Origin of the sequence: Sphaerospermopsis kisseleviana CS-549 (assembly GCF_028329225.1) — a bacterium.
GTDB lineage: Bacteria > Cyanobacteriota > Cyanobacteriia > Cyanobacteriales > Nostocaceae > Sphaerospermopsis > Sphaerospermopsis kisseleviana.
The window spans coordinates 1-26,576 of record NZ_JAQMTI010000327.1 but is presented as its reverse complement, the minus strand read 5'-3'; the positions used below and the strand labels follow the sequence as shown (position 1 = coordinate 26,576).

24 protein-coding genes are annotated in these 26,576 nt (G+C 37.8%); 11 read left to right on the top strand and 13 right to left on the bottom strand.

Features of this window, described 5'->3' with window-relative positions; genetic code table 11:
* Positions 1–3: 3 nt before the first annotated feature.
* The 6 genes from serA to PN497_RS25590 form a co-directional block, all read right to left on the bottom strand.
* Positions 4–1,584 (bottom strand): phosphoglycerate dehydrogenase, encoded by a 1,581-nt coding sequence (gene serA, locus PN497_RS25615; protein ID WP_096569924.1) that lies wholly within the window; start codon positions 1,582–1,584, stop codon positions 4–6.
* Between the two features lie 366 nt (positions 1,585–1,950).
* Positions 1,951–2,724, bottom strand: coding sequence for a 3-methyl-2-oxobutanoate hydroxymethyltransferase (gene panB, locus PN497_RS25610; protein ID WP_096569922.1), 774 nt, complete (start codon positions 2,722–2,724; stop codon positions 1,951–1,953).
* Positions 2,725–2,933: 209 nt separating this feature from the next.
* On the bottom strand, positions 2,934–4,013 hold the full coding sequence (locus PN497_RS25605; protein ID WP_096569921.1) for a ligand-binding sensor domain-containing protein: 1,080 nt from the start codon (positions 4,011–4,013) through the stop codon (positions 2,934–2,936).
* Positions 4,014–4,270: 257 nt separating this feature from the next.
* Positions 4,271–5,314, bottom strand: coding sequence for an ATP-binding protein (locus PN497_RS25600; protein ID WP_096569919.1), 1,044 nt, complete (start codon positions 5,312–5,314; stop codon positions 4,271–4,273).
* Complete coding sequence (locus PN497_RS25595) at positions 5,307–6,290, bottom strand: WD40 repeat domain-containing protein (RefSeq protein ID WP_096569917.1); 984 nt, start codon at positions 6,288–6,290, stop codon at positions 5,307–5,309. Before PN497_RS25595 ends, PN497_RS25600 begins: the two co-directional genes overlap by 8 nt.
* 65 nt (positions 6,291–6,355) lie before the next feature.
* Complete coding sequence (locus PN497_RS25590; RefSeq protein ID WP_334310707.1) at positions 6,356–7,921, bottom strand: NACHT domain-containing protein; 1,566 nt, start codon at positions 7,919–7,921, stop codon at positions 6,356–6,358.
* A gap of 859 nt (positions 7,922–8,780) precedes the next feature.
* Here PN497_RS25590 and PN497_RS25585 point away from each other — a divergent pair.
* The 3 genes from PN497_RS25585 (at position 8,781) to PN497_RS25575 (ending at position 11,092) form a co-directional block, all read left to right on the top strand.
* A complete protein-coding gene (locus PN497_RS25585; RefSeq protein ID WP_096569915.1) occupies positions 8,781–10,211 on the top strand; it encodes a form I ribulose bisphosphate carboxylase large subunit in 1,431 nt (476 codons plus the stop codon).
* A gap of 84 nt (positions 10,212–10,295) precedes the next feature.
* Positions 10,296–10,703 carry a RuBisCO chaperone RbcX gene (gene rcbX, locus PN497_RS25580; protein WP_096569912.1) on the top strand — a complete coding sequence of 136 codons (408 nt, stop codon included), beginning with the start codon at positions 10,296–10,298 and terminating at the stop codon, positions 10,701–10,703.
* A gap of 59 nt (positions 10,704–10,762) precedes the next feature.
* Positions 10,763–11,092, top strand: coding sequence for a ribulose bisphosphate carboxylase small subunit (locus PN497_RS25575; RefSeq protein ID WP_096569910.1), 330 nt, complete (start codon positions 10,763–10,765; stop codon positions 11,090–11,092).
* A 331-nt stretch (positions 11,093–11,423) separates the two neighbouring features.
* Here PN497_RS25575 and PN497_RS25570 read toward each other — a convergent pair whose 3' ends face one another.
* Positions 11,424–11,633, bottom strand: a complete 210-nt coding sequence (locus PN497_RS25570) for a TOBE domain-containing protein (RefSeq protein ID WP_096572746.1) — start codon at positions 11,631–11,633, stop codon at positions 11,424–11,426.
* A 652-nt stretch (positions 11,634–12,285) separates the two neighbouring features.
* On the opposite strand from PN497_RS25570, the gene PN497_RS25565 reads away from it, so the two are divergent.
* Entirely contained in the window at positions 12,286–12,660 is a 375-nt protein-coding gene (locus PN497_RS25565; RefSeq protein WP_096569908.1) for a hypothetical protein, read from the top strand.
* Positions 12,661–12,855: 195 nt separating this feature from the next.
* On the opposite strand, the gene PN497_RS25560 is transcribed toward PN497_RS25565, so the two are convergent.
* The 3 genes from PN497_RS25560 to PN497_RS25550 all read right to left on the bottom strand — a co-directional run bounded on the left by PN497_RS25560 (position 12,856) and on the right by PN497_RS25550 (position 16,531).
* Positions 12,856–14,781: an ABC-F family ATP-binding cassette domain-containing protein gene (locus PN497_RS25560; protein WP_096572745.1), complete on the bottom strand. Its 1,926-nt coding sequence runs from the start codon at positions 14,779–14,781 to the stop codon at positions 12,856–12,858.
* A gap of 126 nt (positions 14,782–14,907) precedes the next feature.
* The gene (locus PN497_RS25555) at positions 14,908–15,327 is read right to left on the bottom strand and encodes a DUF1824 family protein (RefSeq protein WP_096569906.1); all 420 of its coding nucleotides are present in this window, start codon (positions 15,325–15,327) and stop codon (positions 14,908–14,910) included.
* Positions 15,328–15,682: 355 nt separating this feature from the next.
* Entirely contained in the window at positions 15,683–16,531 is an 849-nt protein-coding gene (locus tag PN497_RS25550) for a prohibitin family protein (RefSeq protein ID WP_187041029.1), read from the bottom strand.
* Positions 16,532–16,774: 243 nt separating this feature from the next.
* Here PN497_RS25550 and PN497_RS25545 point away from each other — a divergent pair, with 243 nt between their 5' ends.
* The 3 genes from PN497_RS25545 to PN497_RS25535 all read left to right on the top strand — a co-directional run bounded on the left by PN497_RS25545 (position 16,775) and on the right by PN497_RS25535 (position 19,794).
* Positions 16,775–18,583: an ABC transporter ATP-binding protein gene (locus PN497_RS25545; protein WP_096569902.1), complete on the top strand. Its 1,809-nt coding sequence runs from the start codon at positions 16,775–16,777 to the stop codon at positions 18,581–18,583.
* Positions 18,584–18,692: 109 nt separating this feature from the next.
* Positions 18,693–19,118 (top strand): beta-carboxysome assembly chaperone CcmS, encoded by a 426-nt coding sequence (ccmS, locus tag PN497_RS25540; RefSeq protein WP_409349347.1) that lies wholly within the window; start codon positions 18,693–18,695, stop codon positions 19,116–19,118.
* Positions 19,119–19,173: 55 nt separating this feature from the next.
* The gene (locus PN497_RS25535; protein WP_096569898.1) at positions 19,174–19,794 is read left to right on the top strand and encodes a V-type ATP synthase subunit I domain-containing protein; all 621 of its coding nucleotides are present in this window, start codon (positions 19,174–19,176) and stop codon (positions 19,792–19,794) included.
* Between the two features lie 112 nt (positions 19,795–19,906).
* Here PN497_RS25535 and PN497_RS25530 read toward each other — a convergent pair whose 3' ends face one another.
* Positions 19,907–20,791 carry an alpha/beta fold hydrolase gene (locus PN497_RS25530; RefSeq protein ID WP_096569896.1) on the bottom strand — a complete coding sequence of 295 codons (885 nt, stop codon included), beginning with the start codon at positions 20,789–20,791 and terminating at the stop codon, positions 19,907–19,909.
* A gap of 127 nt (positions 20,792–20,918) precedes the next feature.
* Between PN497_RS25530 and PN497_RS25525 the strand changes: the two genes are divergently transcribed.
* From PN497_RS25525 to PN497_RS25515, 3 genes are all read left to right on the top strand, one after another.
* The gene (locus PN497_RS25525; RefSeq protein WP_096572744.1) at positions 20,919–21,230 is read left to right on the top strand and encodes a carbon dioxide-concentrating mechanism protein CcmK; all 312 of its coding nucleotides are present in this window, start codon (positions 20,919–20,921) and stop codon (positions 21,228–21,230) included.
* Positions 21,231–21,289: 59 nt separating this feature from the next.
* Positions 21,290–21,640 (top strand): carbon dioxide-concentrating mechanism protein CcmK, encoded by a 351-nt coding sequence (locus tag PN497_RS25520; protein ID WP_096569894.1) that lies wholly within the window; start codon positions 21,290–21,292, stop codon positions 21,638–21,640.
* Positions 21,641–22,530: 890 nt separating this feature from the next.
* On the top strand, positions 22,531–23,724 hold the full coding sequence (locus PN497_RS25515) for a HetZ-related protein 2 (RefSeq protein WP_096572743.1): 1,194 nt from the start codon (positions 22,531–22,533) through the stop codon (positions 23,722–23,724).
* A gap of 85 nt (positions 23,725–23,809) precedes the next feature.
* On the opposite strand, the gene PN497_RS25510 is transcribed toward PN497_RS25515, so the two are convergent.
* Positions 23,810–24,073: a ParB N-terminal domain-containing protein gene (locus tag PN497_RS25510; protein ID WP_096569893.1), complete on the bottom strand. Its 264-nt coding sequence runs from the start codon at positions 24,071–24,073 to the stop codon at positions 23,810–23,812.
* 183 nt (positions 24,074–24,256) lie between these two features.
* Between PN497_RS25510 and PN497_RS25505 the strand changes: the two genes are divergently transcribed.
* Positions 24,257–25,879 (top strand): SpoIID/LytB domain-containing protein, encoded by a 1,623-nt coding sequence (locus PN497_RS25505; protein ID WP_096569891.1) that lies wholly within the window; start codon positions 24,257–24,259, stop codon positions 25,877–25,879.
* Positions 25,880–25,988: 109 nt separating this feature from the next.
* Here PN497_RS25505 and PN497_RS25500 read toward each other — a convergent pair whose 3' ends face one another.
* Positions 25,989–26,288 carry a ferredoxin gene (locus PN497_RS25500; RefSeq protein WP_096569889.1) on the bottom strand — a complete coding sequence of 100 codons (300 nt, stop codon included), beginning with the start codon at positions 26,286–26,288 and terminating at the stop codon, positions 25,989–25,991.
* Positions 26,289–26,576: the final 288 nt, after the last annotated feature.

Here is a 26,576-nt window from a genome sequence, read left to right as displayed (position 1 = left end):
GTTTTAAAGTGTTACTGTATAAGCATCCCGAATACCAGATACTTGTTTAATTTCATCCAAGATGCCATCTGGTAAAGGATCATCAATACTTAAAGCCATTACTGCATCACCACGGACGATTTTCCTTCCTACCTGCATACTGGCAATGTTAACGTTAAAACTGCCCAGTAAAGAACCGAGTTTACCGATAATTCCTGGCATATCCCGGTGTAAGGTGAACAGCATATATTTGCTAGGTGGCACATTAATGGGGAAACCATCCACATCAGTTAAGTGAATTTCCTTATCACCCAACAAAGCACCTGTGACAGAGTGAGTACCTAAAGTACCTGTAGCTTCCAAATGTAGCGAACCTGCATAGTCTCTTGCTGAAGCATCCCTGGTTTCAATTACCCGAATACCTCTTTCTTTGGCTTCTATGCTGGCATTGACATAATTTACCCGTTCCCGCAAAGCTTGGTAAAGCAACCCTTTCAGCGCCGCTACTACTAAAGGCTGACTCTTATTAGTAGCCAGATCCCCTTGTAGTTTAACATTCAGTGTTTCCACCCTGCCACCTGCCAGTTGTCCTACCAAGTTACCCAAGGTTTCCGCTAACTGCATATACGGCTTGAGTTCTTCCAAGATATCGGGTCCGAGTCCAGGAATATTTACCGCAGAACGGGCTGGTAGTCCTAACAACACATCGCGGATTTGTTCTGCCACGTCTATGGCTACGTTTACTTGGGCTTCGGCAGTAGATGCACCTAAATGGGGTGTGAGAATTACATCTTTACTCAGCGATCGCAACTCAGATTCTCCCAAAGGTTCAGAGTCGAATACATCTAAAGCTGCACCTGCAATTTTACCTTCTTTAATCGCCCCTGCCAATGCTGCCTCATCAATAATTCCCCCCCTAGCACAGTTAATAATTCTGGTGGTGGGTTTCATCTTCGCCAAAGTTTTAGCGTTGATTAAATTGGCAGTTTCTGGAGTTTTGGGAATGTGTAAAGTGATATAGTCTGCTTGTTGGAATAATAAATCTAATTCCACCAACTGACAACCAATTTGTTCTGCTCTTTCTGTAGAAATAAAGGGATCATAAGCTAATAACTTCATCCCCATTGCCTTAGCTACATGAGCAACATGAGAACCGATTTTTCCTAACCCCACAATACCCAGGGTTTTCTTATAGACTTCCGCACCGACAAAAGTTTTTCTGTCCCATTCTCCCCTTTTTACAGAAGCATTAGCATCGGGGATATGACGAGATAAAGATAACATCATTGCTAATGCGTGTTCGGCAGCCGCAATGGTATTTCCTTCTGGGGAATTAACGACTACAATACCTTTACGGGTAGCCGCAGGAACATCCACATTATCCACACCCACACCAGCACGGCCAATAATTTTTAATTGGGTACTGGCTTCAATAATTTCTTGAGTAACGCGAGTTCCAGAACGAATCATCAGCGCGTCATACTCACCAATAATTTCTATTAGTTCTGCTGGTTTTAGATTTGTTTTGACATCAACTGTAGCAACTTGGCAAAGAATGTCAATACCAGCTTGGTCAATGGGATCGGAAACAAGAACCTTAGACATGATTACTTCATTTACAATGATAGGTTTTCCGCAAGCATTTAGCTATTAGCGGTCAGCAGTCAGGTTTTTAACAGTTACGTCCAAAATCATATATTTGATAATCTACTGTTTGATAAAACATTCTGACTCCTGACTCCTGACTGCTTACGAATTTGCTGTACAAGATTTTTAAGTTTAGTCCTTATCCGCAACAATTCAGCAAAAATTATGTGTTTCTATAACAAACTAGCAGCCTTACGTACTCTATAGTAATAGAATTACTCAGATGTACCTAAATGACATTAGTGATTGGTGATTGGTGACTGGTGATTGGGTAAAATTAAACTAATGACCAATGACTAATAACTAATGACCAATCACCAATAACTAATTAGGAAATTGGCCACCGCGCACTTCTAAGGCGTAACTTTGGACTGCGTTGGTAATTTGTTCTCGTAAGTTTGTATAAACTTTAGCAAAGGGTGGCTGTTTTTCTGAAAGCCCCAAAACATCAGAAGTCACCAATACTTGACCATCACAATCAACACCCGCACCGATGCCGATGGTAGGAACACGTACTTTTTGAGTAATTTCTAATGCTAAATTGGCGGGGATATGTTCTAAGACTAGAGAGAATACACCAGCTTGTTCTAGAGCGATCGCCTCATTGAAAATGCGCTCTCCTGCGGTCTGAGTTTTGCCCTGTTGTCGCAAACCGAGTTGATGTACTGATTGCGGTGTTAAACCCACATGACCCATGACAGGAATACCAGCTTGTACCAACCGGGCTACAGTTTCGACCATTGCCGGATAGCCACCTTCTAATTTTACCGCCTGTGCGCCAGTTTCTTTCAGTATTCTGCCAGCAGAGTGCATCGCTTGGGAAACACTTTCTTGATAAGTTAAGAATGGTAAATCTACCACCACCAAAGCCCGTTTTACACCACGACGCACAGCTTTAGCATGGTGGATCATTTCTTCTAACGTAACTGGCAGAGTGGTTTCATATCCCAGCATAACTGCCAGAGAATCACCCACCAAGATTAAATCTACACCAGCTGTATCTAACAGTTGAGCGATCGCATAATCCCAAGCAGTCAAAGCGACAATTGCCCGTCCTTGCTGTTTCCATTGTATTAATTGCTGGGTAGTAATTGGCATAATCAGGAGTTGAGGAGTTCAAGGAGTTCATTCAGGAGGCAGGAGGCAGAGGGCAGGAGGCAGAGGGCAGAGGGCAGAGGGCAGGAGGTAGGGGAGGTAGGAGTTATTTATTTTGGATTTTGGATTTTGGATTGTTTTTGTTAACTCCAATCTAAAATCTAAAATCTAAAATCTAAAATCTAAAATTTTTTTTCCCCAGTCCCCAGTCCTTACTTCACACTCCGCCCAAAACCAAAATGAGGCCGTGCTTTTTCCATTGTAGGCATTAACCACGCTAACCCCTCGCTGGTTCCCACCCGTAACTTGTTACCCACATCAGGGGCAAGAGTCAACACCCGACTGGAAGGCAGTCCCGCTACTTGATCTAATAAAGCTCCTGTATCTGGATTTAATCGTAACAAACCGTTGTTGGTTCCCACCCACACACTACCATCTTCAGCAAAATGAACTGAAGTGACATTTTTGCCGCGCAGAGGAGTTACAGACCTTAACACAATCCCATTTTTGGGGTTTATTACCAATAATTGATTTGGCATTCCCGCCCAAATTAACCCTTCAGGACTGATAGCTAAAGTTTGTACTGTCGCCCCTGGTAAATTATTTATCCTCTTCATTATCAAAGCACTGCCAGTATTTACCCTGACCAGTCCATCTAAAGTTCCCACCCACAACTGACCATCTGCATCTAAGGTCATGGCGTTAGCACTCACACCCGGTAAATTTTTTAAAGTTGTCATAATTAAGCCTTGGTCGGGACTAACCAAAGCTAAACCTGCATCAGTACCAGCCCACAAATATCCACGTTTATCAACCAACAAAGATAATACTCGTTTGGAAGGTAGTAATAAATTTTGTGCGGTAATTTCATTAGTTCGGGGGTCTACTCGCGTTAAACCTTCATAGTTACCGACCCACAACCGACCTACTTTATCTTCAGCTAAGGCAGTAATAGTCACATTTGGTAAACTAACACGGGCAATAATATTACCTGTATTCGGGTCAATGCGTGATAAACCCCGCCAAGAACCAACCCACAAATTACCAGAAAAATCCTTTAATAAGTTACTGATCCGATAATCTGTTTCTGTTTCTCTCTCCAGGACATCCCGTTCATCGGGTAAAGGGTCTACTCTTTTTGGTGGGGGTGCAACTGGGTAAGTAGTTGCATTACTGAGTTTTAGATCAGGGTTATTTTGTCCTAGTGCAGAATTTTCTAACCAGGGTACAGATATTAACCCCAAAAGCGCGGATATTATCAATAAATGAGTATGTTTGTGAAATATGGCCACGTTGATATTCCTTTCTAGTTAATTTTACTAATGTCTTATGGCTGTATTCTTACCATATTCTTCCATTAATTGGTTATAATGTAGCAAAGTTGAAAAGTCAGTATTTAGAAGACAGAATACATAATTGATAAGTATTCAGCAGTCAGCAGTCAGCTATCAGCTTTCAAGATTGAAATACAAAGAAAGTTTAAAAATCAAGGGTTTCAAGTTACGAATAATTAATTTTCACCAGATATCTAATCTAAGTTTTACTCAATTTACTCACTCAATTCAATTTTCTCCCGTAACCATTGACAGAAATGAGGATGATAAAGACTATAATTAATCTCATCTGCTATATTTTCTAAATGTAAAAATTCTCGCCAATTGTCTAAAATTACCTTAATATCATATTCATCCTCATCTAATCTTTCTGCTATTGTTTCTAGTGAAATTGGTTGCTCTTTAACTAACATAGTTAATACCTGTAAAGCCATTGATTCATGGCTAAGTGTTTTTAAAAACATCTGTTTCCAATGAATTTGATAATATTTGATTAAATTATCTAAATTATTTCCTGTCAAAACTTCCCGGACATACATAAAATTAGTTTCATCCGGTGTTAACTGATGATTAATATTTTCAGGACTAGAATTTTTGATATATTTTTTGATATATTCCTGAATATCAGCGCGGTTTTGTTCAGGATAGTTAGATAAATCTAAAGATTGAGATGGAGTTTCAATTAATAAACCAGATTTATCTGCTAAAAACGGACGACGAGCAAGGATAAAATAAACCTTTTCAGGTAAATAACGGGGTAAATAAAAAAGATTTGAACCACGTATTTGATTGTTAATATCAATTCTATCACAACCATCAATAGTAATAATTAACCTTTGTTCTGGATGTAATTTATCACTGATTTGTTGCAATAACAAAGATAAAAAACTACTATTTTCTGTAGTGGAATTAATTAAATTATCATCTATGTTTTTAATGCCTTTAGCTTGGGCAATTTCTATTAATTGTGTACAAACGTTAGACAGAAATTCATCAGCGCGATTTTTTCCAGAAATATGTACATTATAATATACAATTCCTGGATTTTCATTAACATAATGGGCAATAATCGCACTTTTACCAATACCCGGTTCACCGATTATAGTAAAATAGCCACGGTCATATTGATGAAGAAAGTTATTGATAGCAGAAAAGACAAATTCACGACCGACAAAGTTATGATTCTTAGCGGTTATAATTTGCTGAAATTCTGGGGGATATCTGGGAATATCAATTGTATTTTGGATGATATTATTCATTTTTAAACCCCCCTTCCAATCTTAGGAAATGAACACGACCTGATTGTTCTCCAGCGACAACCATTAACCCATCTGGGGAAACAGCACAACTTATGATTGATGTATCACCAGTAAAATTAGAAATTTCCTTTCTTTCCTCTAAATCCCACAATTTTAACGTATTATCATCAGAACTAGAAACAGCTTTTTTCCCATCAGGTGTAATTGCAACTGACCTCACCCAATTTTCATGACCTGTAAAGGTACAAATTTCCTGAAATGTTTCTAAATCCCATACTTTTAAAGTTTTGTCATCAGAACCAGAAATAGCTTTTTTGCCATCGGGGGTGATTGCTACTGCATTTACCCAGTCGTTATGACCAGTCAGGGTAGAGAGTTCTTTTCCTGTGTGCAAATCCCACACATTCAGGGTGTTGTCATCTGAACCAGAAACGGCTTTTGTACCATCGGGGGTTATGGCTATTGTTCTTATGCGGTTTTTATGACCAGTTAAAGTACGCAATAAACTTCCCCCAGGAGTAGTTAAGCTGGCTGTAAGGGGACGTAATCGAGTAATTTCACTTTTACTTTGTGCTGCATCTGCTAATATTTTCTGAATATCTGAATTTGCAAAACTCTGCAATCTGCCCCATAATTGTGATACTAATTGATGTCGGTCTTGATTCACTACATGGGCTGATAACTCTAAGGTTTGTTGAATTAATTTGAGTGTTTTTATTTGTTCAGATTTTAATTTTTCATCATCTGCTAAAAGTTCTAATATTTCAGGGTCTTCAATTAATAAATAATCTTTTACTAGAGATTCTATTCCAAATTTAGGATAGTTAATTTTGAGAGATATAAAATCAAAATCTGTGAGGGTTTGATAATACTTGTCTAAGTTACCAGCTTTTAATTGTTGTTCTGGGAATTGTCCTAAAAACAAGCTTTGAAATTCTGCTGGTTTTGATGCTAATTTAGTGGCGATATTTCCCATTTTTTCTATCTCCTATAGGTTTTATATCCCCGACTTCTTAAAGAAATCGGGGATCTGAATTTTGATTATAAGTCCATCTGGTTCAGCATATAATTAGCCATACTCTTATTAACTTCCCTAAATAATTTCCGACCTTTAGCTAATTTATCCTGACCTTGGAGAAATTCCAAAAAGCTTCGATGGTAAATACTATAATAAGTTTTCTCTTCCTCTAAATTTACTTTCGGTGTCACATATTCAATCCAATCATCTAAAACGTCTTTCACATCAAATTCATCTTCATCCAAAATATCCGCAATCATTTGACTAGAAATTGCTTCTCCTCTTTCTACCAATATATAAAGTATTTTCACTTTCTTTTCATTGGATTCTTTATCCATGCCCATGCGTGTCCAATGGGTTGTATAATAATCCTGTAATCCTTGGGGTAATCCCTGTAAACTTAAATCGTTATATTTACCTTCAGATATTCCCGGTAAGAGATAACGTAAATAAATAAAGTTATTCTCACTCTTTAACGCTATTTGTTCCACAAAACTATCTTCAGAAATATTGCGTTCATTAATCCAATTTCTCAGTTTTGCGTCATTATTTAAAAAGAAGTGCAGATATTCTTTCACATCTTCCTGACTCAAAGCTGTATAATCACCTTTGGTTAAATCTAATTCACTGACAGGAGTATCAGGAGAAACTGTTAAACGTTTGGTTTCTTGATTATAAGGTCTTCTAGTTAGTAGAAAATAAATGCCGTTAGGTAGGTTTTGAGGTAAATCTAAAAGATTGCTATTTCCTTCCTGTTCTACTTCATCTAGTGCATCAACAACAATGACTAATCTTTGTCCTTTTTCACTGACTTTTTCTAATAAAGTCCTTAAATCTGCGTTTTCTGCATTTTTTAAGGAATAACGTTTAATTAATTGTTGACGTATACTAGCTAAAAATTTTTCTGGTTTGTTGCGCCCTTCGGCAAAGATGTTAAAATAACAAGGAAATTTAGTAGCTAAAACGTATTTGGAAGCTATGGCACTTTTTCCCATCCCTGCATCCCCAATCACGGTAAAATAACCTTTGGGTTGAGTTGAGAAAAATTGATTAATAGCTTTAAATACAAAATCACGACCGCAAAATAAGCGAGTCTTTTCAAAAATTAAGGCTTTAAATTCTTTAGGATAAATATCTAAATCCCAATCTGGATAAGGTTGATATTTATCTTGTTTTGTTTGTTTAGCAACGGCAATAAAAGCCTCACCAAATTCTTCTAACTCTGCTAAAATATTAATTTTAGCCCTGACTATCTGGTTATTCAGTTCACTATTTTGATTTAGAAACTTTTTAGTATTGTTGACAAACTGAAAGGGAGCATTATTACTATAAGCATCCCAAAAAAAATCTTTAATTACTTTCTCTCTAAACAGATTTAAAATTGCTTCATGTTTAAATATCCCATACCTAACCAAGCTATAAGCATAAACTCCATCAATATCATTAGGAATTTCTGTAGAATTGAGTTTTAATTCCTGTAAAACTTTGATTACAGCTTCATTTCTTTGAGCGTGTTTAATCAGTAGTTGACTTGCTTGAGGAGCAACTTTACTAATAGCAGAAGTAATGGTAGCAAATTCTATGATCATGATTGATAACCGAACAGTTATTATGAGGTTTAAAAGTATTATTGCATCCACTATATAAGCTTAGTGTCGCCTTTAGTTTAGTCTTTTACCAAAATTTACGCTTGCTATGGGTATTAAAAATTAACTGAATACAGTTAAATATATTCAGTATAAAATATGAGTAATATTTCAATAATTATACGGTAACTGGTTGTCAGCAATATAGGTGAGATGACATTAATTACACTGTATGTACACAGTTGTAAAGCAATCTTAACAAAAAGTTAAAATTTTTTATATAAGAAATTCAAATATAAAAGTTAAAAACTTTCAAAGAATAACTTATCCAAATCTTGATATATTGTGAGTCAAGTTACAAATTGCGTCGTGTGCAATTTTTTATCCTGCGCCCACCCTTGAGCTAAACCACAGTTAACAAAGTTTCCTCCATATCTTTTTCTCCTATCAGGGCAAGATATCAGGAAAGGAAAAACGGGAATGAAAGCTATATAGCCCAAAAACCCGAATTATTCCGATTTTGAGGGGATAACTTCCAAGAATGCCTGTAAAGTTCCGAAGTTTCCCTAAAACTAATCAGGTTTAGTAGGGTTAGCATAAGAGATAGAAAATACTTTGTGTGCGGGTAAAGAAAAATTAAAAGCGTGTCACAGTACGCCTACATATAAAAGAAGATATGCGGTAAACTACAACCGCTGCCAGCTTTTTGTAGCACTAATAACGCTATATCCGCCCACCTCCGTCTTTTCTATATAAGTTTTTCTTATAGTTTTCATGAGAAAACGAGAAAGAAAAAGGGCGATAAGAAGTTGCACATAACGTGATTTGATAGTAATAAAGAGTGACTTCTTGGAAGGAAAATATGTCTTACGCGCAAACTTCGACTCAGAGCAAATCTGGGTATCAAGCTGGGGTAAAAGATTACAGACTTACTTATTACACACCTGATTACACACCTAAAGATACAGACCTTTTAGCAGCATTTCGGATGACCCCCCAACCCGGAGTTCCTCCTGAAGAAGCTGGTGCGGCTGTAGCTGCTGAGTCCTCTACTGGTACTTGGACAACAGTATGGACAGACTTGTTAACCGACCTAGATCGTTACAAAGGTCGTTGTTATGATATCGAACCAGTTCCTGGTGAAGATAACCAATATATTGCTTACGTAGCTTATCCTTTAGACTTATTTGAAGAAGGTTCTGTAACCAATATGTTGACCTCTATTGTAGGTAACGTATTTGGTTTCAAAGCTTTACGTGCATTGCGTTTAGAAGACTTACGCATCCCCGTAGCTTACTTGAAAACCTTCCAAGGACCTCCACACGGTATTCAAGTTGAGCGCGACAAATTGAACAAGTATGGTCGTCCTTTGTTGGGTTGTACAATTAAGCCCAAATTAGGTCTATCTGCTAAGAACTACGGACGTGCAGTATACGAATGTTTGCGTGGTGGTTTGGACTTCACCAAAGACGACGAAAACATCAACTCCGCTCCTTTCCAACGTTGGAGAGACCGTTTCTTGTTTGTAGCAGAAGCGATCAAAAAAGCACAAGCAGAAACCGGCGAAATCAAAGGTCACTACTTAAACGTAACCGCGCCTACCTGCGAAGAAATGCTCAAGCGTGCTGAGTTCGCTAAAGAACTCGAAATGCCCATCATCATGCACGACTACTTGACCGCAGGTTTCACCGCTAACACCACCTTGGCTCGTTGGTGTCGTGATAACGGTCTGTTGTTGCACATCCACCGCGCGATGCACGCTGTAATTGACCGTCAAAAGAACCACGGTATCCACTTCCGTGTATTAGCTAAAACCCTGCGGATGTCCGGTGGTGACCACATCCACACTGGTACTGTTGTGGGTAAATTGGAAGGTGAACGCGGCATCACAATGGGCTTCGTTGACTTGCTACGTGAAAACTATGTTGAGCAAGACAAGTCTCGCGGTATCTACTTTACCCAAGATTGGGCTTCTATGCCTGGTGTAATGGCAGTTGCTTCCGGTGGTATCCACGTATGGCATATGCCCGCATTGGTAGAAATCTTTGGTGATGACTCCGTACTACAATTTGGTGGTGGTACATTAGGACACCCCTGGGGTAACGCTCCTGGTGCAACCGCTAACCGCGTAGCACTAGAAGCTTGTATCCAAGCTCGTAACGAAGGACGCAACTTGGCTCGTGAAGGTAACGACATTATCCGCGAAGCTGCTAAGTGGTCTCCTGAGTTGGCCGTTGCTTGCGAACTGTGGAAAGAAATCAAGTTCGAGTTTGAAGCAATGGATACCGTCTGATGATTTAGGATTTGCGATTTTGGACTATTAGAGCAATTTAAAATCCAAAATCCAAAATCTAAAATCTATGGGGCTGGGTCAAGCATGAATCTCAAGCAAATTGCAAAAGACACAGCCAAAACTCTCCAAAGTTATCTGACTTATCAGGCACTTATGACTGTTTTGGCGCAGCTAGGCGAAACTAATCCTCCTCTAGCACATTGGTTGCAAAACTTTTCTGCCGGGAAAATTCAAGACGGAGAAGCGTACATAGAGGAACTGTTTCTAGTAAAGTCAGATTTGGCTTTGCGGATAATGACTGTCCGGGAACACATAGCAGAGGAAGTAACCGATTTCTTACCGGAAATGGTGCGTACTGGCATTCAGGAAGCCAATATGAAACAGCGTCGCCAGCATCTCGAACGCATCACGCAACTAGATTTATCAAGTCCCAGCCCAAAAACAGAACAGCAGAAAATCTCAGATCCTGATTTAGATAATTTATCTGATTAGGATAGGCTTAAGTGCCAAAAACCAAATAGTAAAAAATAGCCACTTAACTAACAACAGCTATGCAAACTTTACCAAAAGAGCGTCGTTACGAAACCCTTTCCTATCTTCCTCCTCTGTCTGACGCGCAAATTGAAAAGCAAGTTCAGTACATTTTAAGTCAAGGTTATATCCCAGCAGTTGAGTTTAACGAAACTTCTGAACCTACCGAACTTTTCTGGACAATGTGGAAGTTACCTTTGTTTGGTGCTAAAACCACCCGTGAAGTATTGAGCGAAGTTCAAGCTTGTCGTTCTCTGTATGGTAACTGCTATATTCGTGTTGTTGGTTTTGACAACATCAAACAGTGCCAAGTTTTAAGCTTCATCGTTCACAAACCCAGCAGATACTAAAATCTGATTCGGTTTAATGTTTCAATAATTTATACATACCCTGGTGAGAGGTAGAGTTTTCTATCTCTCTTTTTTTTGTATCGCTCACACGGTTGTGAACACAGATGCAATGATGAGTTGTATTGAAAGTTCATGTTGACTTTTACCAACTTTAATGGTAAATTAAGCAAAACAATTTATGTTTTAATTGTGGTCAAATCTACCTATAAAACTTATTTAAATACATAAAATTCAGACAAATGTAAATTAATTTTGGGTAAGTAAAGTACCCACCCAAAATTTTTGAATAATTGATTTTTTAGAAATTAATCAAGACTAAAAATTTACTATTTTAGTCAGTGGCAATGATCACATCAGTGGCTTTAATTACAGCATAAACCTGACTACCTTCTTGAATTTTTAGGTTGTCAGCCGAAGTTTTAGTAATGATTGAAGTTACTTCAACTCCAGGAGCTATTTCTATTATTACTTCAGAATTAACCAACCCAGGTAAAACTTTTTTGACAGTGCCTTTGAGTGCATTACGGGCGCTAACTTGCATATTTTTATCTTCCTGATTATTGTTTATAATCAAACCAATAGTTATCATTATCTCGTTTAATTTTTGATTATAATTATACTTAATATATTTTTAATTTTTTCATGAATTAAAAAATATTTGGTCTTATTTAATTCATCTTATTAAATTTAGGACTTACCCATAAGTCACGGAAGAATGAACCACGTTCGCGAAGCGTGCCGAAGGCATAGGAGCGAAGGACACTAAGGAAAGAGGGTTGGAGAGATATTTTGCGTAAGTCCTGAAATTGATGGCTAATATATCACAACATTTTGCCAATTTGCTGGCTAGGTACAAATTTTTCTCCTCAATTTTGTTGAGAGATTGATTGTATATTTGTATATATTTATGTAAATTTTCTGAAAACACTTAAAAACTCAACGGGTTCTCAAACCTGTTCTGCATCTAGATTTGCCAATATTAACAAAACTTCATAAAGTTTTGTATTTCAATTTATAAAGAAAATATGTGGAAAATTAGATGAGAGCAAATATCAACTATATAAACATTCATAAGGGAGTGAACGGTTGTCAGATAGGAATATCTCAAAATTTGACGTAATTTAAGATTCTAATTATCAAGAATAATAGAGATTACGTCAGTATCTTGTTCTTTTCAAAAAGGACGACATTATATGACTAAATCACACCTTTCTCCAGATGATTTGCCTACCTATAAAACTACGCAAATCAGCGAATTATTAATGAGTCAACTGGAAGAAGTTACTAAAAAACGCTTTTTCCTAGCGTGTGAAAATACGGTGCGCGTCGTCTTATCCAGTTGCCATTGGTATTTTAAGGTTAATGGTGGTATTTTAATATTAATGATGGTTTGTCATGATATCGAAAGTTACCAAAATATCATGATTAATGTTCCCTATCTAGCAGATAAGTTAAAGCGTTTTGCTAATAAAGCCAAAATTAGTATTAGTTCACCAGTAAATAATGGTATCCCTTGGGTAATAAGTGTAGATCAACCTTGGCCTGGGGAAGACGTAAATAATTCTTAAATCAGGGAACAGGTGACAGGTGACAGGTGACAGGTGACAGTAAGAAGAAAATATCTCGTTCCTAGTCTCTGGCTAGGAATGACATAACAGAGGCTCTGCCTCTGCTTTAATAGAAGTCAGAGACTTATATAATTCATTCCCATACAGAGTATGGGAACGAGAATTTTTACTTCTGCCTTCTGCCTCCTGCCTTCTCTACGCATCCATTTCTGCCAATTCTAACCAGCGTTCTGTGGCTACATCTATAGCTTGCTTGAGTGCTTCTACCTGTTCATATAAATTTTGCACTTGGGTATATTTTCCCGGTGGCACATTTGCTAAAGCCTTTTCTGTTTCTGCTTTTTCTGTTTCTAATTGGGCAATTTTACCTTCTAACTGCTCAAATTCTCGTTTTTCCCAGTTAGATAAACGCCGACGTTTTTTAGTTTCTGTTTCTGGAGTTGGTGTTTTTCCCTCGGTGGTATTTTTCGCCTTTTCTTTACTATTAACTGCTTCCTGTTGTGCAGTTTCTTCAGCTTTTTTGTAATCTAAATAAACTGAATAATTACCCGGATACTGTCGTAAATTCCCACCTTCTTCTAGTGCAAAAATAGTATCTACAGTACGATCTAAAAAATACCGATCATGGGAAACTACAATTACACAGCCAGAAAAATCTTCTAAATATTCTTCCAAAACTGCTAACGTTTGCACATCCAAATCATTAGTCGGTTCATCTAAAATCAAAACATTCGGCGTACTAATCAGCAAGCGTAACAAAAATAAACGCCGTTTCTCTCCCCCAGAAAGTTTATAAATGGGTGCATATTGCTGATTTCCTGGGAACAAAAAACGCTCTAACATTTGGGAAGCAGTAATTTTTGTCCCGTCAGCAATTTTGATAAATTCCCCTTCTTCCTTAACGTAATCAATTACGCGCTGATTTTCATTAACTGCTGATAGTAATTCTTCAGAATGTTGATCAAAATAAGCAATATGTATTGTACTACCAATTTCTACAGTACCGCTATCTGGGGGAATGCGTCCGGTGATAATATTCATTAAAGTTGATTTTCCAGAACCATTTCCACCAATAATCCCGATTCTATCTTCGGGACTAAATTCATAGGTAAAATCATTAATTAAAGTTCTATCATTGTAAGCTTTAGTAATGTTATTGAGTTCAATAACTTTTTTACCAATACGTCTGCTAACTGTAGAAATATCAACCTTACCCTGAGCTTGTTTAAACTCAGTTTCGCGCATTGCTTGAATACGTTGAATCCGGGCTTTTTGTTTGGTGCTTCTGGCTTTTGGTCCTCTCTTTAACCATTCTAATTCTCGACGTAATACACCTTGATGTTTACGTTGACTACTTACAGCAGATTCTTCTGCTAAGGCTTTCTTTTCTAAATAATAGGAATAATTACCGGAATAGGTGTAAATGTCACCTCTATCAATTTCGATAATTCTATTAGTAACTTTATCCAAAAAATAGCGGTCGTGAGTAATGAGAAATAATGCACCACGAAAGCGATTTAAATAACTTTGTAACCATTCCACAGATAAAGCATCCAGATGGTTTGTAGGTTCATCCATCAATAATACATCTGGTTCAGCTAACAAAGCTGTTGCTAGTGCTATCCGCTTTCTGTAACCTCCTGATAATGTGCCAACTTTCACATCAAAGTCAGCAATTCCTAATTTTGTGAGAATAATTTTCGCATTGGTTTCTAATTCCCATGCACCAGTAGCATCCATCTGCTGCATGACAAGAGATAAGCGAGACATTAATATAGAATCTTCGGGATAATGAGCTAATTTATCCGTCAGTTCTTCATATTCCCGTACTAAATTTGTATGTTCACCACTATCAGCAAATATCTGTTCTAAAACTGTGTGATTTTCATCTAATTCTGGTTGTTGAGGTAAGTAAATAATTTTAGCACCAGAGTTAGTTAAAATTTGTCCGCCATCAATTGATTCTAGCCCAGCTATCATTTTTAATAATGTTGATTTGCCAGAACCATTAGTACCAATTAAACCAACTTTATCAGTGGCATCAATGCTAAATGTGGCATCTTTTAATATTTCTTTGATCCCAAAATCTTTTTTAACTGATTGTAATGTAATAAGACTCATAAAATTTGGTAATGGGTAATGGGTAATGGGTAATGGGTAATTGGTGATTGGTAATTGATAATTGGTAATGGGTAATTGATTACTATTACCCCTCTTCCCTGTCACCTGTCACCTGTCACCTGTCACCTATCCAACAAATAAATCCAGGGGTAAATGTCCATACATTTCATTTACTCCACCTTCATAATAGGATTGACAAGAAACTAATACACCGCGATGATGTCCGGCGTAGGAATCTAAATAACACAGTCCATTTTTACCGTTTAATTTGATATAAACTGGACCTTCTGGGTGAGGTAAATCATCTGGTGCTTGATAACCGAAAGCGTGAGAATAGGTTTTCATTGCCAAAATTCCTTCTTCAGCTGTATCAGCACAAATCCCTAAAATTTGGTAATCAGACTGCTTAATAAGCAAAATTATTGCCTCACGGGTTAAGGCTTTTTCTAATGGCTTGAGAACTGGTGCTATATCTAAGCAGTTAAATTTGTTGAGGATTTTTTTGGCTTCGGAAATGGTGAGGTTAGTGCGGTTAGAAGTTGACATATAGCAATTGGATGTGTGAATTTACTTGGTTAGACAGGAAAAAGGTAAAAGTTAATAGAATTATAGAAGATTAAGGTATATTTCGTGAATTGAAAAATCAAATCTTCATGCTCTATATTTTATATATGTAAGTAAGTAAGTAAGTAAGCATTCAGCAGTCAGTAATCAGTAATCAGCTTTTGTTTCTAGTGAGACTGAGTTAATAAAAAGGATGCTCCAGTTTTGTCAAATTCCACCAGTGTTAATGATATCAATTTACAGCCTATTATGGTTTTCTTCTTTTTTGCTCACTCCTGACTCAAGAGGGCAACCACAGGGGGTTGCCCCTACTGACTCCTTGCATTTTTGATACAAATCAAGATTGATTTGATATTTTACCCAAGTTAAAAATAAAGGGAATACTGCCTTGGGAATTTTCACCCATAACAAGCACATTTGGCATTTGTGCGCCTCCTGTTTTCCAAGCTTCAATTGCTTCTTTTTGTAAAACTAATTGTCCTCCTTGAGCTTTGAGAGTTTCTGCTAACAGTCTTTGAGCTTCGGCTTTACCTTTAGCGCGGTTAATTTCGGCTTGGGCTTCTTGTTCGGCTTCTCTTGCTATGTAGACGGCTCTTTGCGCTCTCTGTTCCGCAATTTGTTTTTCTTCAACTGCTCGCGCAAATTCTGGAGAAAAGGTTAAGTCAACTACGCTCGTATCTAATACGATTATCCCATATTTATCTAAGCGATCGCCTAATGCTGTATCAAAATCTTCTTTTAATTCACTTCTTTTGGTAATTGCTTCTTCTACTGTACGTTTTGCTGCTGCTATTTTAAATGCTTCCTGAGTCTGAGGAGCAATAATTTTAGAAACTATATTTTCTAATGTACCTTGTTTTCTTCTGACTTGAACTACTTGAATCGGATCAAGACGAAAATTAATGGCAAATCTCGCAGTTAAATTTTGCAAATCTTTGGTAGAACTTTCTGCGGGAACTTCAAATTTCTGCACCGTTAAATCATACACATCTATCACTGAGATAAATGGCGGTTTAATGTGGATACCTTCTGTTAACGCACCGTCTCTAGCTTTACCCAAGATGCTAATCACTCCCGCTTGTCCAGGATTGATAATGACAAAGGAATTTAACCCCAAAATCACTATTATTGCCGCTATTATTCCTATAATTGAAGTCTGTAAATTTCCAAGTTGTTGATTTTTCAAGGTTATATCTCCTTTTATATACTGGTTTTTGAGTAAAATAACACAAATTCAGTTAATTAAAACTAATATTTGCCCAAAATTTAGATTTTTAATGTTAATTTGGCTGAAAATAACCCACCTATAACTATTTTTAATTAGGTTTCTGAAAATACACTGCTAGTAATATAATTCTTCTCTTGCTCAGGAAGCCAGATATATTACCTGATTTATGGTAATATTGGGTGCACGCGACTTTAAAGGGCTGTGGCTACAGAAATCAAATCTCACAAAGCATCAAGAAAGCGTAGGCATTTTGTACATCCTCTGCAACGTCTACTGGACTATGGACATGAATATCAACGACAAATTTGGTTAGCTACTGGTGCTTCTATCCTCAATAAAGTTTTTGACTTAGCACCACCGGCTTTAATTGGTATTGCGGTGGATGTGGTTGTCAAACAACAAGATTCTATCATTGCTCAGTTAGGTATTAAAAATATTTCTGGGCAGTTCGCTATTTTATCATTTCTCACGGTCGTTACTTGGATCTTAGAATCATTTTTTGAGTATCGCTATAAGTTACTTTGGCGGAATTTGGGGCAGAATATTCAGCATAATTTACGTCTGGATGCTTATAAACACCTACAAGACTTAGAATTAGCTTATTTTGAAGAACGCAGTACGGGTGGTTTAATGTCTATCCTCAATGATGATGTTAACCAACTAGAGCGTTTTTTAGATGTGGGTGCAAATGATATTATCCAAGTGATTACAACTATTGTAATTATTGGCAGCGCCTTTTTTATTTTAGCTCCTAGTGTAGCATGGATGGCTATGTTACCTATGCCCTTTATTCTAGGGGGTTCGGTAGCTTTTCAGAAATTACTTGCTCCCCGCTATGCTAATGTACGGGAAAAGGTGGGTTTACTTAATGGCAGATTATCTAATAATCTGAGTGGGATTACTACTATTAAAAGTTTTACATCTGAAGATTATGAAGCAGCGCGGATAGAATCGGAAAGTAATGCTTATCGGGTTAGTAATGCCAAAGCAATTGCTTTTTATGCCGCTTATATTCCCATTATTAGAATGTTTATTTTAGCAGCATTCACAATATTATTGATTTTTGGGGGAATGCAAGTCATAGCAGGTAATCTAGCCGTTGGTGCTTATAGTTCTTTAGTGTTTTTAGTACAATTGTTATTGTGGCCTTTAACCAGATTAGGAGATACTTTTGATTTATATCAAAGGGCAATGGCTTCTACTAATCGAGTTATGGATTTGTTAGATACTCCGATTGAGATTCATACAGGAAATATTAATTTACCGGTGGAATTGGTGCGGGGTGCGGTAGAGTTTCAAAATGTGACTTTTGCTTATAAAGATAGACTACCAGTAATTAAACATTTATCTCTAGAAATTCCCGCCGGAAATACCATTGCTATTGTGGGTTCAACAGGGTCAGGAAAAAGCACCTTAGTTAAACTTTTGCTGAGATTTTATGAAGCCCAATATGGTAAAATTACTCTTGATGGTGTGAATTTACAAAGTTTAAATTTACGAGATTTACGCCGTTGTATTGGTTTGGTTAGTCAGGATGTGTTTCTGTTTCATGGTACTGTAGCGGAAAATATTGCCTATGGCACATTTGACGCTTCCCAGGAAGATATTATCATGGCCGCGAAAGTCGCAGAAGCCGATGATTTTATTATGCGATTGCCCCAAGGTTATGAGACAATTGTGGGAGAGCGGGGACAAAAGTTATCTGGTGGACAGAAACAACGAATAGCTATAGCTCGTGCAGTTTTGAAAAATCCGCCCATTTTAATCTTGGATGAAGCGACATCGGCAGTGGATAATGAAACAGAAGCTTCTATTCAGCGTTCTTTAGAAAGGATAACAGTTAACAGGACAACAATTGCGATCGCTCACCGTCTCTCTACCATCCGCAATGCTGATTGCATTTATGTCATGGAACATGGACAATTAGTAGAATCAGGAACTCATGAACAACTGTTAGAGAAAGATGGCGTTTACACCAATCTCTGGCGTGTACAATCGGGGTTAAGATAGATTTTCAGGAGTCAGGAGTCAGGAGTCAGGATTTCAGAATTTTAATAAAAAAATATTTATATTTATCACCAATCACCAATCACCAATTACCCATTACCAATCACCAATTATGTTTAGCAGTGCAAAACCAGAAACCGGGGATACCAAGTGGCGGAGACAATTAGATAAATTTGTCAAAGAAAATCAGCAAGAATTAGCTGCTTTATTTTGGGGATTGTGGTTAGAAAATGGCGATAGTCAAGGAACTATTGGTATTGATTTACAACCTCAGCCGCATTTTGTTTATTGTCCTCAAGAAGCGGTAGAAAAATTAAATGAGCGAGTAGAAAACCGACTACAAGAACTTCTAGGAATTATTGATAATAATAAACCAGAAACAGAAGTTTTAATGATTGGTATCGGTAAAGGAGAAATTAAATTAATTCAATTTGCGCCTGAACCAGCACCGCAAAAGTGTTTTGAACAAGTTGGTAAAGATGTGGATACTTTGTTGGATTCTTTGGAACAAAAGATGAGTGAACAGTTAGTAATTTAAGAAAGCAAAAAATCGCAACTTTAGAAATAAGAAAATAATTAAATAGGAGAAAATAATGCCTAGAAAACGTCTGACTGAATTATTACAAGAAGAAGCTCAAAAATTTACCCCATCTCCCGATGAAACTGCGATTGAAGTTACAGCAGAAAAAGTCTTAGATACAGAAGAAACAGCAGAAACAGCAGAAACAGAAATTTCTACATTTGAGGAAACCACAGTTAAAACACCCTGGGAAACCACTGCTAAACGCGCAAATCCTACTAAAGCAGAATTAGAAATTACCATCAAGAACCTACAGGAATCTTTGGAAAAATACCAAAATCAAGAAACTGCACTACAAAAAGAAATCACTGAATTAAAAACCGCATTATCTGAACATAAATCTTTATCAGAAAAATTAGGTAAAGAACTTTATGAAACTAAAAAAACAGCATTAAAATTAGCTGAATCTAATTCTCAACTTATAGAAGAAAATAATGAACTTAAAAAGCAAACAGTGAAAGAAACAGTGAAAGAACCTGTTAAAGAAACCGTAAAACAACCTGCAAAAGAAATTACTAAATCTTTAGCAGTTAATCCCAGAAAATCCTACAAACCACCAGAAATAATTGTAGAAAAATCTAAACCAGATACAAAAAAAGATGATTTCTCTAATAATACTTGGTTGTATGATTAGAATTTAAGCTCCACATCATACCGCAGTTAGTAAGGATTCAGAATACTTTACCCCAAAGAAAATATTTTTAGCTGCTTCTAATTCTTTCTCCCGACTCCTGACTCCTAACTCCTTACCTAAATTCTAAAATATGTTGTGCTGTAATTTCTGCTTTTTCCAAGTGGGGAATATGACCACAATCTTTAATCCAAATTAGCTGACTTTGGGGAATAGCTTTTTTAAATTTGGGAGCATCCTTAGTTCCTAAAATTTTATCATTATCACCCCATAAAATCAGAGTTGACTGTTGAATTGTTGCCAATTGCGGAAATTTAAAAGCACTGTAACCACCGCTTTTAGTAAAAGCAATTAAAGCTTGACTCCAATTAGGCATTTTTAAGTGTAAATCCCCACAACATAAAGCATCCGCATTTATTAAATCTGGGTTTTTATAAGCACTGCGACAAATGCGATCGCGCACTTTGGGATTACGTAAAAACTCCGCTGCTAAATTATATAACTGGGGAATCATTAATTTACTTAATGCTGAACCACCTTTCAACCCAGCACTATCAATTAATATCAATTTTTGCACCACTTCCGGGTAAGTGAGGGTAAAATCTATCGCCGCAGCACCACCCATAGAAGCACCAACCAAAATCACAGGTTGGTTAATCAGGGTTTTCCAGAAATAATAGAGATGAGTTTTAATAGCTAAGGGACTATAAGCAATATCCGGTTGTCTATCTGTAAAACCAAAACCCAATAAATCTACTGCCCAAGTTTCATTTTTGTCAGCCAGCAGGGGTAAAAGTCGGCGATACTCTAAAATCGAACTATCAAAACCATGAACCAATAAAATTGGAGTATCGCCACTACCTTGATGTACGTAAGTAGTGGTAATAGGTTCAGGACTTAAAGGAGTAGCAATGTCTTGACTTTGGATACTTTGAGCCAAGGCAATAGAAGCTGGTTCTGTCAGCTTGTCAACAGCAGCGGGTAAAAAACTTGGAAACATAAACATCAGTTTACATCATCTTGACCACCGACTACTGACAAAAAGAAAATTTCCCCAAATGAAAAAATGGGGACCAAAGCCTCGTACAATAAATATCACTTATTCTGGATTTCTGGAGAGTCAAGCCATGCCAATGGCAGTTGGCGTAATCGAAACTTTAGGTTTTCCCTGTGTACTCGCAGCAGCAGACGCGATGGTTAAATCTGCCGCTGTCACAATCGTATATTATGGCATCGCAGAAAGCGGACGCTTGTTAGTCGCCGTCAGGGGACAGGTGGCGGAAGTTAAAACAGCAGTTGCTGCGGGAATAGCTTCTGGAGAAGAAGTTTATGGTGGACAAGTGATCACACATTATATAGTTCCCAATCCCCCGGAAAATGTGGAAACGATTTTACCCATCCACTTCACTTCCAAATCTGAACCTTTTCGGATTTTTTAAGCAAATTTGCTATCAAAATAACTTGTAGCAGATAATTTTATTCATAAAGGAGATTAATAATGTCACTACAGGCCGTTGGATCTTTAGAAACAAAGGGTTTTCCCGCAGTCCTAGCAGCAGCAGACGCGATGGTAAAAGCTGGACGAGTTACCTTAGTTGGTTATATCCGAGTAGGTAGCGCCCGGTTTACAGTGAATATTCGTGGTGATGTTTCTGAAGTTAAAACCGCTATGGCCGCTGGTGTGGAAGCAGCAGAAAACGTCTATGGTGGTACTTTAGAATCTTGGGTAATCATCCCCCGTCCCCATGAAAACGTCGAAGCTGTTTTACCCATTGCTTATACAGACCAAGTTCAGCAATATCGAGACTCTGTAGAAAATCCCATCGTCAGATCATCTAGCGGTAGATAAATACAGGGAACAGGTGACAGGTGACAGGTGACAGGTGACAGGAAGAAAAAGATTCTCCCCCAATCCTACACCCTACACCACACACCCGATAATTGACTACGGACTAATAGCTATGTATTCAAAAGCAATAAATTTTTAGTTCTCTTACTGCCATATCCAGAAATAATTACTTAAACTCAGTGATCTCAGTCACAGTAAACCTATAAACTATTTATAGTAATATTCTGAATACTGAGATTGAGCAAGAGTTATGCCCTGTTCTGCCCTTTTACCAAAATAGCTCCTGACTTTTGTAAAGAAATGATATTTGGATACAAAAATCTAAAGCTTTGATTAATTTTACTCAATAGTTTCCCCGGGGAGAAATAATTGTAATTGTGAGCATATCCAAATAATCTTTGTTTTTATGAAAGATGTGTAAACAGCAAAACTACTTGACTTTTCTGACTTGACTTTTCTTATTGTCTAATAAATATCAAGACTGGTAAAGAAGTGAACGCAAAAATAACGAGAGAAAGCTGAAACTTAGACAGGTTAATTTTCGTCAGAGACTCATAATTAATCTTTTTTACCTTTGGAAGTAAGCATTCAGCCGTTAGCCGTCAGCCGTCAGCAAAAGTCACAAATAACACAAATATCAGCCTGTGAATTTCTCTGCTCAAAGCCTGGTAATCTAGTAAAATTATGATTTTATTAACAACCAGTCTATTTACATCTGAAAGCTGATTACTGATTACTGATAGCTGAATACTTACCTTTGGACTAACAAAGTGAAATACCTAAACTAAAAATTCAGCTTTCGGATCAAAAATCAATGAGCAAGATTTTTTGAGAAGTAGTTTGCGTATTTTGAGAACAAGGGCAGCTATTGGTTAGTAATTTAAGTGGGTATAGGGGTTGTGATGCAAACTTTAAAGCCGAGTTTCGAGGAGCGCAATCTCACTATGGAAACGGATGCGGCACACTTAGCGCAATATTGGCAAAAGCGACTCGCTGCTGAATGTCCAGAACAAAGTGAGGGCGCTAGACATAGTATTTTGCTTTGGCTTTTGGGATCAGATGTCAAAAGATTTGATTTACTCACCCCAAAAGAACTGGAAATAGCTAAACAAGCAATGGAATATCGCTGTCGGATTTTACAGCAGCGATACTTAGGAATGGGGCGAGAACGTGCTTATCGTAACCTGATTAATCGCTTGGGAAGCGTGATGACACTGAGAAATAAAATTCAAACTTGGGTGTCTTTAAGTCGCGATCGCCAGCGCAGTGTGGTCGATGTATTACAAGAAGTTCTCCAAGAACTGCTGCAAAGTGATTCATATATGCAGCAACAAATGTCTGCCATTGCCGATGTCACCACAGATAGAAGATTACAGGATACCTTACTATTTGCCAGCATCGAAGAATATTGTTTGCGTCCAGTACGTAATCAACCCCTCTTGGCTTATCGTTTTGTTAACTACTTGCGACGGGTTCAGCGTGGTGGGCTAACCCAAGTTCCAGCCAACGACTTGATTCGATTGGTTTCTGATGAAGTGCTGACAGAAGATACAGATAACCCCCTGAACTTGGTAGATAATCAGGCGATCGCCCAATATCAAGAAGCACAAAAATTAGAAGAGCAACAATCACTACGTCAAGCTGTATATCAAGAATTTGCCCAATACTTACTGGAAAATCTGGGACAAACCGCAGTAGATTGGCTGCAATTATACCTCCAAGGCAAAACTCAAGAAGAGATTGCCAAAAAACTCAATAAGCCAATTAAGGAAGTATACCGACTGCGTGAAAAAATTAGCTACCATGCTGTCCGCGTTTTTGCCATCAAAGGTCAATCAGAACTGGTAGAAAGCTGGCTCTCAATTTCCTTACAAGAACACAATTTCGGTTTAACACCAAACCAATGGCAGCAGTTGGAAGAAAAAGTCACTAATCTGGGCAGACAGATTCTCCAGTTACGCAGAGCCGGTCACTCTATAGAAGCAATAGCCCAAAATTTACAACTCAAAACCCATCAGGTTATGGGTGAATGGACTAAAGTCTATCTGGCCGCTCAAACTTTAAGAACAAAAGATTCTCTTTAAATTTCGCAACTCTAGTTGGTGAAAACTGAAGAGAGCCAATTCTGACGTAGAATGTAGAATCTCCGTGGCTTTAGCCCGGAGAGTGTCAAGCTAGGTGCATCTTTAGCACACTCGGAGTAGCTTTTCTGACTCTAGCTAAAATCGTTTCTTTGCCTAGACGCTGACAAGCTTCATAACGATGGCAACCAGAAAAGCCATAATAGCTTCCATCTACTTCTAGAACGTCTATCGGTTCTTGTTGCCCAATTTCTGCTATTGATTCCATTAGTTGCTTAACTTTCGCTGGATCGTTCTGACGCGGTAATGGGCGTTGAATTTGATTTAAAGGAATTTCTTGAATTTTTACCATAGAAGTTTTGCTGATGAGTTTTCTATCCCAGCTAAATCATAATCATTATGACTTCGATTTGCAACTATTTGAGAAAAAAAAGGTAATGATATGATTGAATGGCATCAACAACAAAGCAAAATCGCTACAAAATTCCTTAAAAGTTGCCTTCAAGCCTCACTGTGGTAGCAAAATCAGGTTTTCATGAAAATCTTTTTCTGGCGTTCTTCCTACAAAATACTCACCACATTCTGTTTACTGGGACTGACTGCTGCATCAACTCCTGTCAACAATAACCCAGATGTGGAACTGAAAATTGGTATTGTCCAGCGATTTGGATCTACACCTACTGCTAAATTAAAATTGACACCGACCAAAGGCGATCGCCTAAAGCTAAAATGGCAACAAGGTCATCAACAGCAAACCCTAGTTACTGCCAACCCCATCCAACTGGAAACCGTCATGGAGACTTTGCCTCAAGCAAAAGTGCAGGAGGTAGTAGTTTTAGGCAACTATCGCACCTTTGAAACAGCAGAAGACAGCGCCAGAAATTGGCGTTCTCAAGGTGTAGAAGTGGAAATAGCTCAACCTGAACGCTGGCAAGTATGGGCAAAACGAGATGTTTACAGCAGTCCTTTACTCAGGAGATTGTTGTTACAAAACATACAAAAATCAGGACAAAAGCTGCCATATTTAGATACACAAATTCTCCAACAAGTACCGCAAGTCAGTTGGGAAATTAACGGTAAGCGATACAGCAATAATTATTTAGAAATTACCACAGATAAAAATTTAATTCGGTTGAATACAGGCACAAAGCCAGAAAATGCTCGTCTTTTCCCAGGGAGATTGAAATTACAGCCAAATGCTTATGGTAGCTACTCCTTAGTCAATCAAGTTCCTTTAGAAACATATTTACGGGGAGTTTTACCTTATGAAATTGGCACAAGAGCGCCCCAAGCGTCCCTAGAAGCTCAGGCTATAATTGCCCGCACCTATGCCCTGCGGAATGTACGCAGATTTGAAGTTGATAACTATCAATTATGTGCGGATACACACTGCCAGGTTTATGATGGACTAAATGGCGTGGCAAAAACCACAGATCAAGCGATCGCTGCCACCAGGGGCATGGTATTAACCCATAATAACGAATTAGTCGATGCCCTCTATTCTTCAACCACAGGTGGAGTTACAGCTTACTTTAGCGATGTGTGGAATGGAGAAGATCGTCCTTATTTGCGTCCAGTAGTGGATGCAGCTACAAATATTTGGGACATATCAAAAAATAATTTAGCAGATGAAAATAATTTACGGCAGTTTATTAACCTGAAACAAGGATTTAATGAAAGTAAATGGGATGTATTCCGCTGGAGCAAACAAACTAGCTTAGAAGATATTACCAAAGACTTACAAAAATTTTTGCGGGCAAAAAAGAGTCCATATAGCAAATTCAAAACCATTGAAGCTATGGCTGTTACCAAGCGCAGCAACAGCGGTAGAATTTTAGAACTAGCTGTAAAAACCGATATTGGCGTTTTCACCTTACATAAAGATGAAGTTCGCAGCGCCTTTGCGGCTCCCCGCAGTACACTATTTTATTTACAACCTCTCAACAAAGGTACACCAGGGATCTGGGGATACGCTTTTATTGGTGGAGGTTTAGGCCATGGAGTAGGGTTAAGTCAAACAGGCGCTCAAAATTTAGCCAAACTCGGCTGGCCAAGTGCTAAAATTCTTCAGTTTTATTATCCGGGTACAGAACTTAAAATACTTGGTAACGAAATTCAACCTTTCTTAACATCTTCAGATAGCAAAACAGGTAGATAATTGCGGTAAGCTAGAAATAACAAGAGAAGAAATTGATACAAAACATCCACCGCTGTACTGCTGTAACAGTAAGGCGGTGGTAAGTTCTCAAAAAAGTAAAGTTCGACTTTTAGTAAAGTTCTTCTTCTTTGTGTGTTTGGATTGTACAGTCAGAAGTTGGGTATGCAACACAAGTCAAAACATATCCAGCTTCGATTTGATCATCATCTAAGAAAGATTGATCAGATTGATCAATAGTACCAGAAACGATTTTACCTGCACAGGTAGAGCAAGCACCAGCGCGGCAGGAGTAGGGAAGATCAAGACCTGCTTCTTCAGCAGCGTCTAGAATATATTCGTCGTCTTTAACGTTAATTTCGTTAGTTGTACCTTCAGCTTCGTTGATTAAAGTGACTTTGTAAGTAGCCATTTAGTATTCCTCTCTTGTAACAACGGCAGTATAAGCTATATTTCAGCAAAATCGGCGGCTGACCTGAAAGGATGAACCGTTGATTTTTATTTGCTTCAATTCTGATACTACGGGAAAATCTCAACCTTGTAACGGAAATTTGACCACGATTAGTAATGAAATTTAGTTACTTATTACCAATAAGTTTTAGTTATGTAAAATCATCATTGCGACAGATGGCGAAGACATCTTTGAGGGTATGATTTTTGTGGTTGCACTGGGGACTGGGGACTGGGGACTGGGGACTGG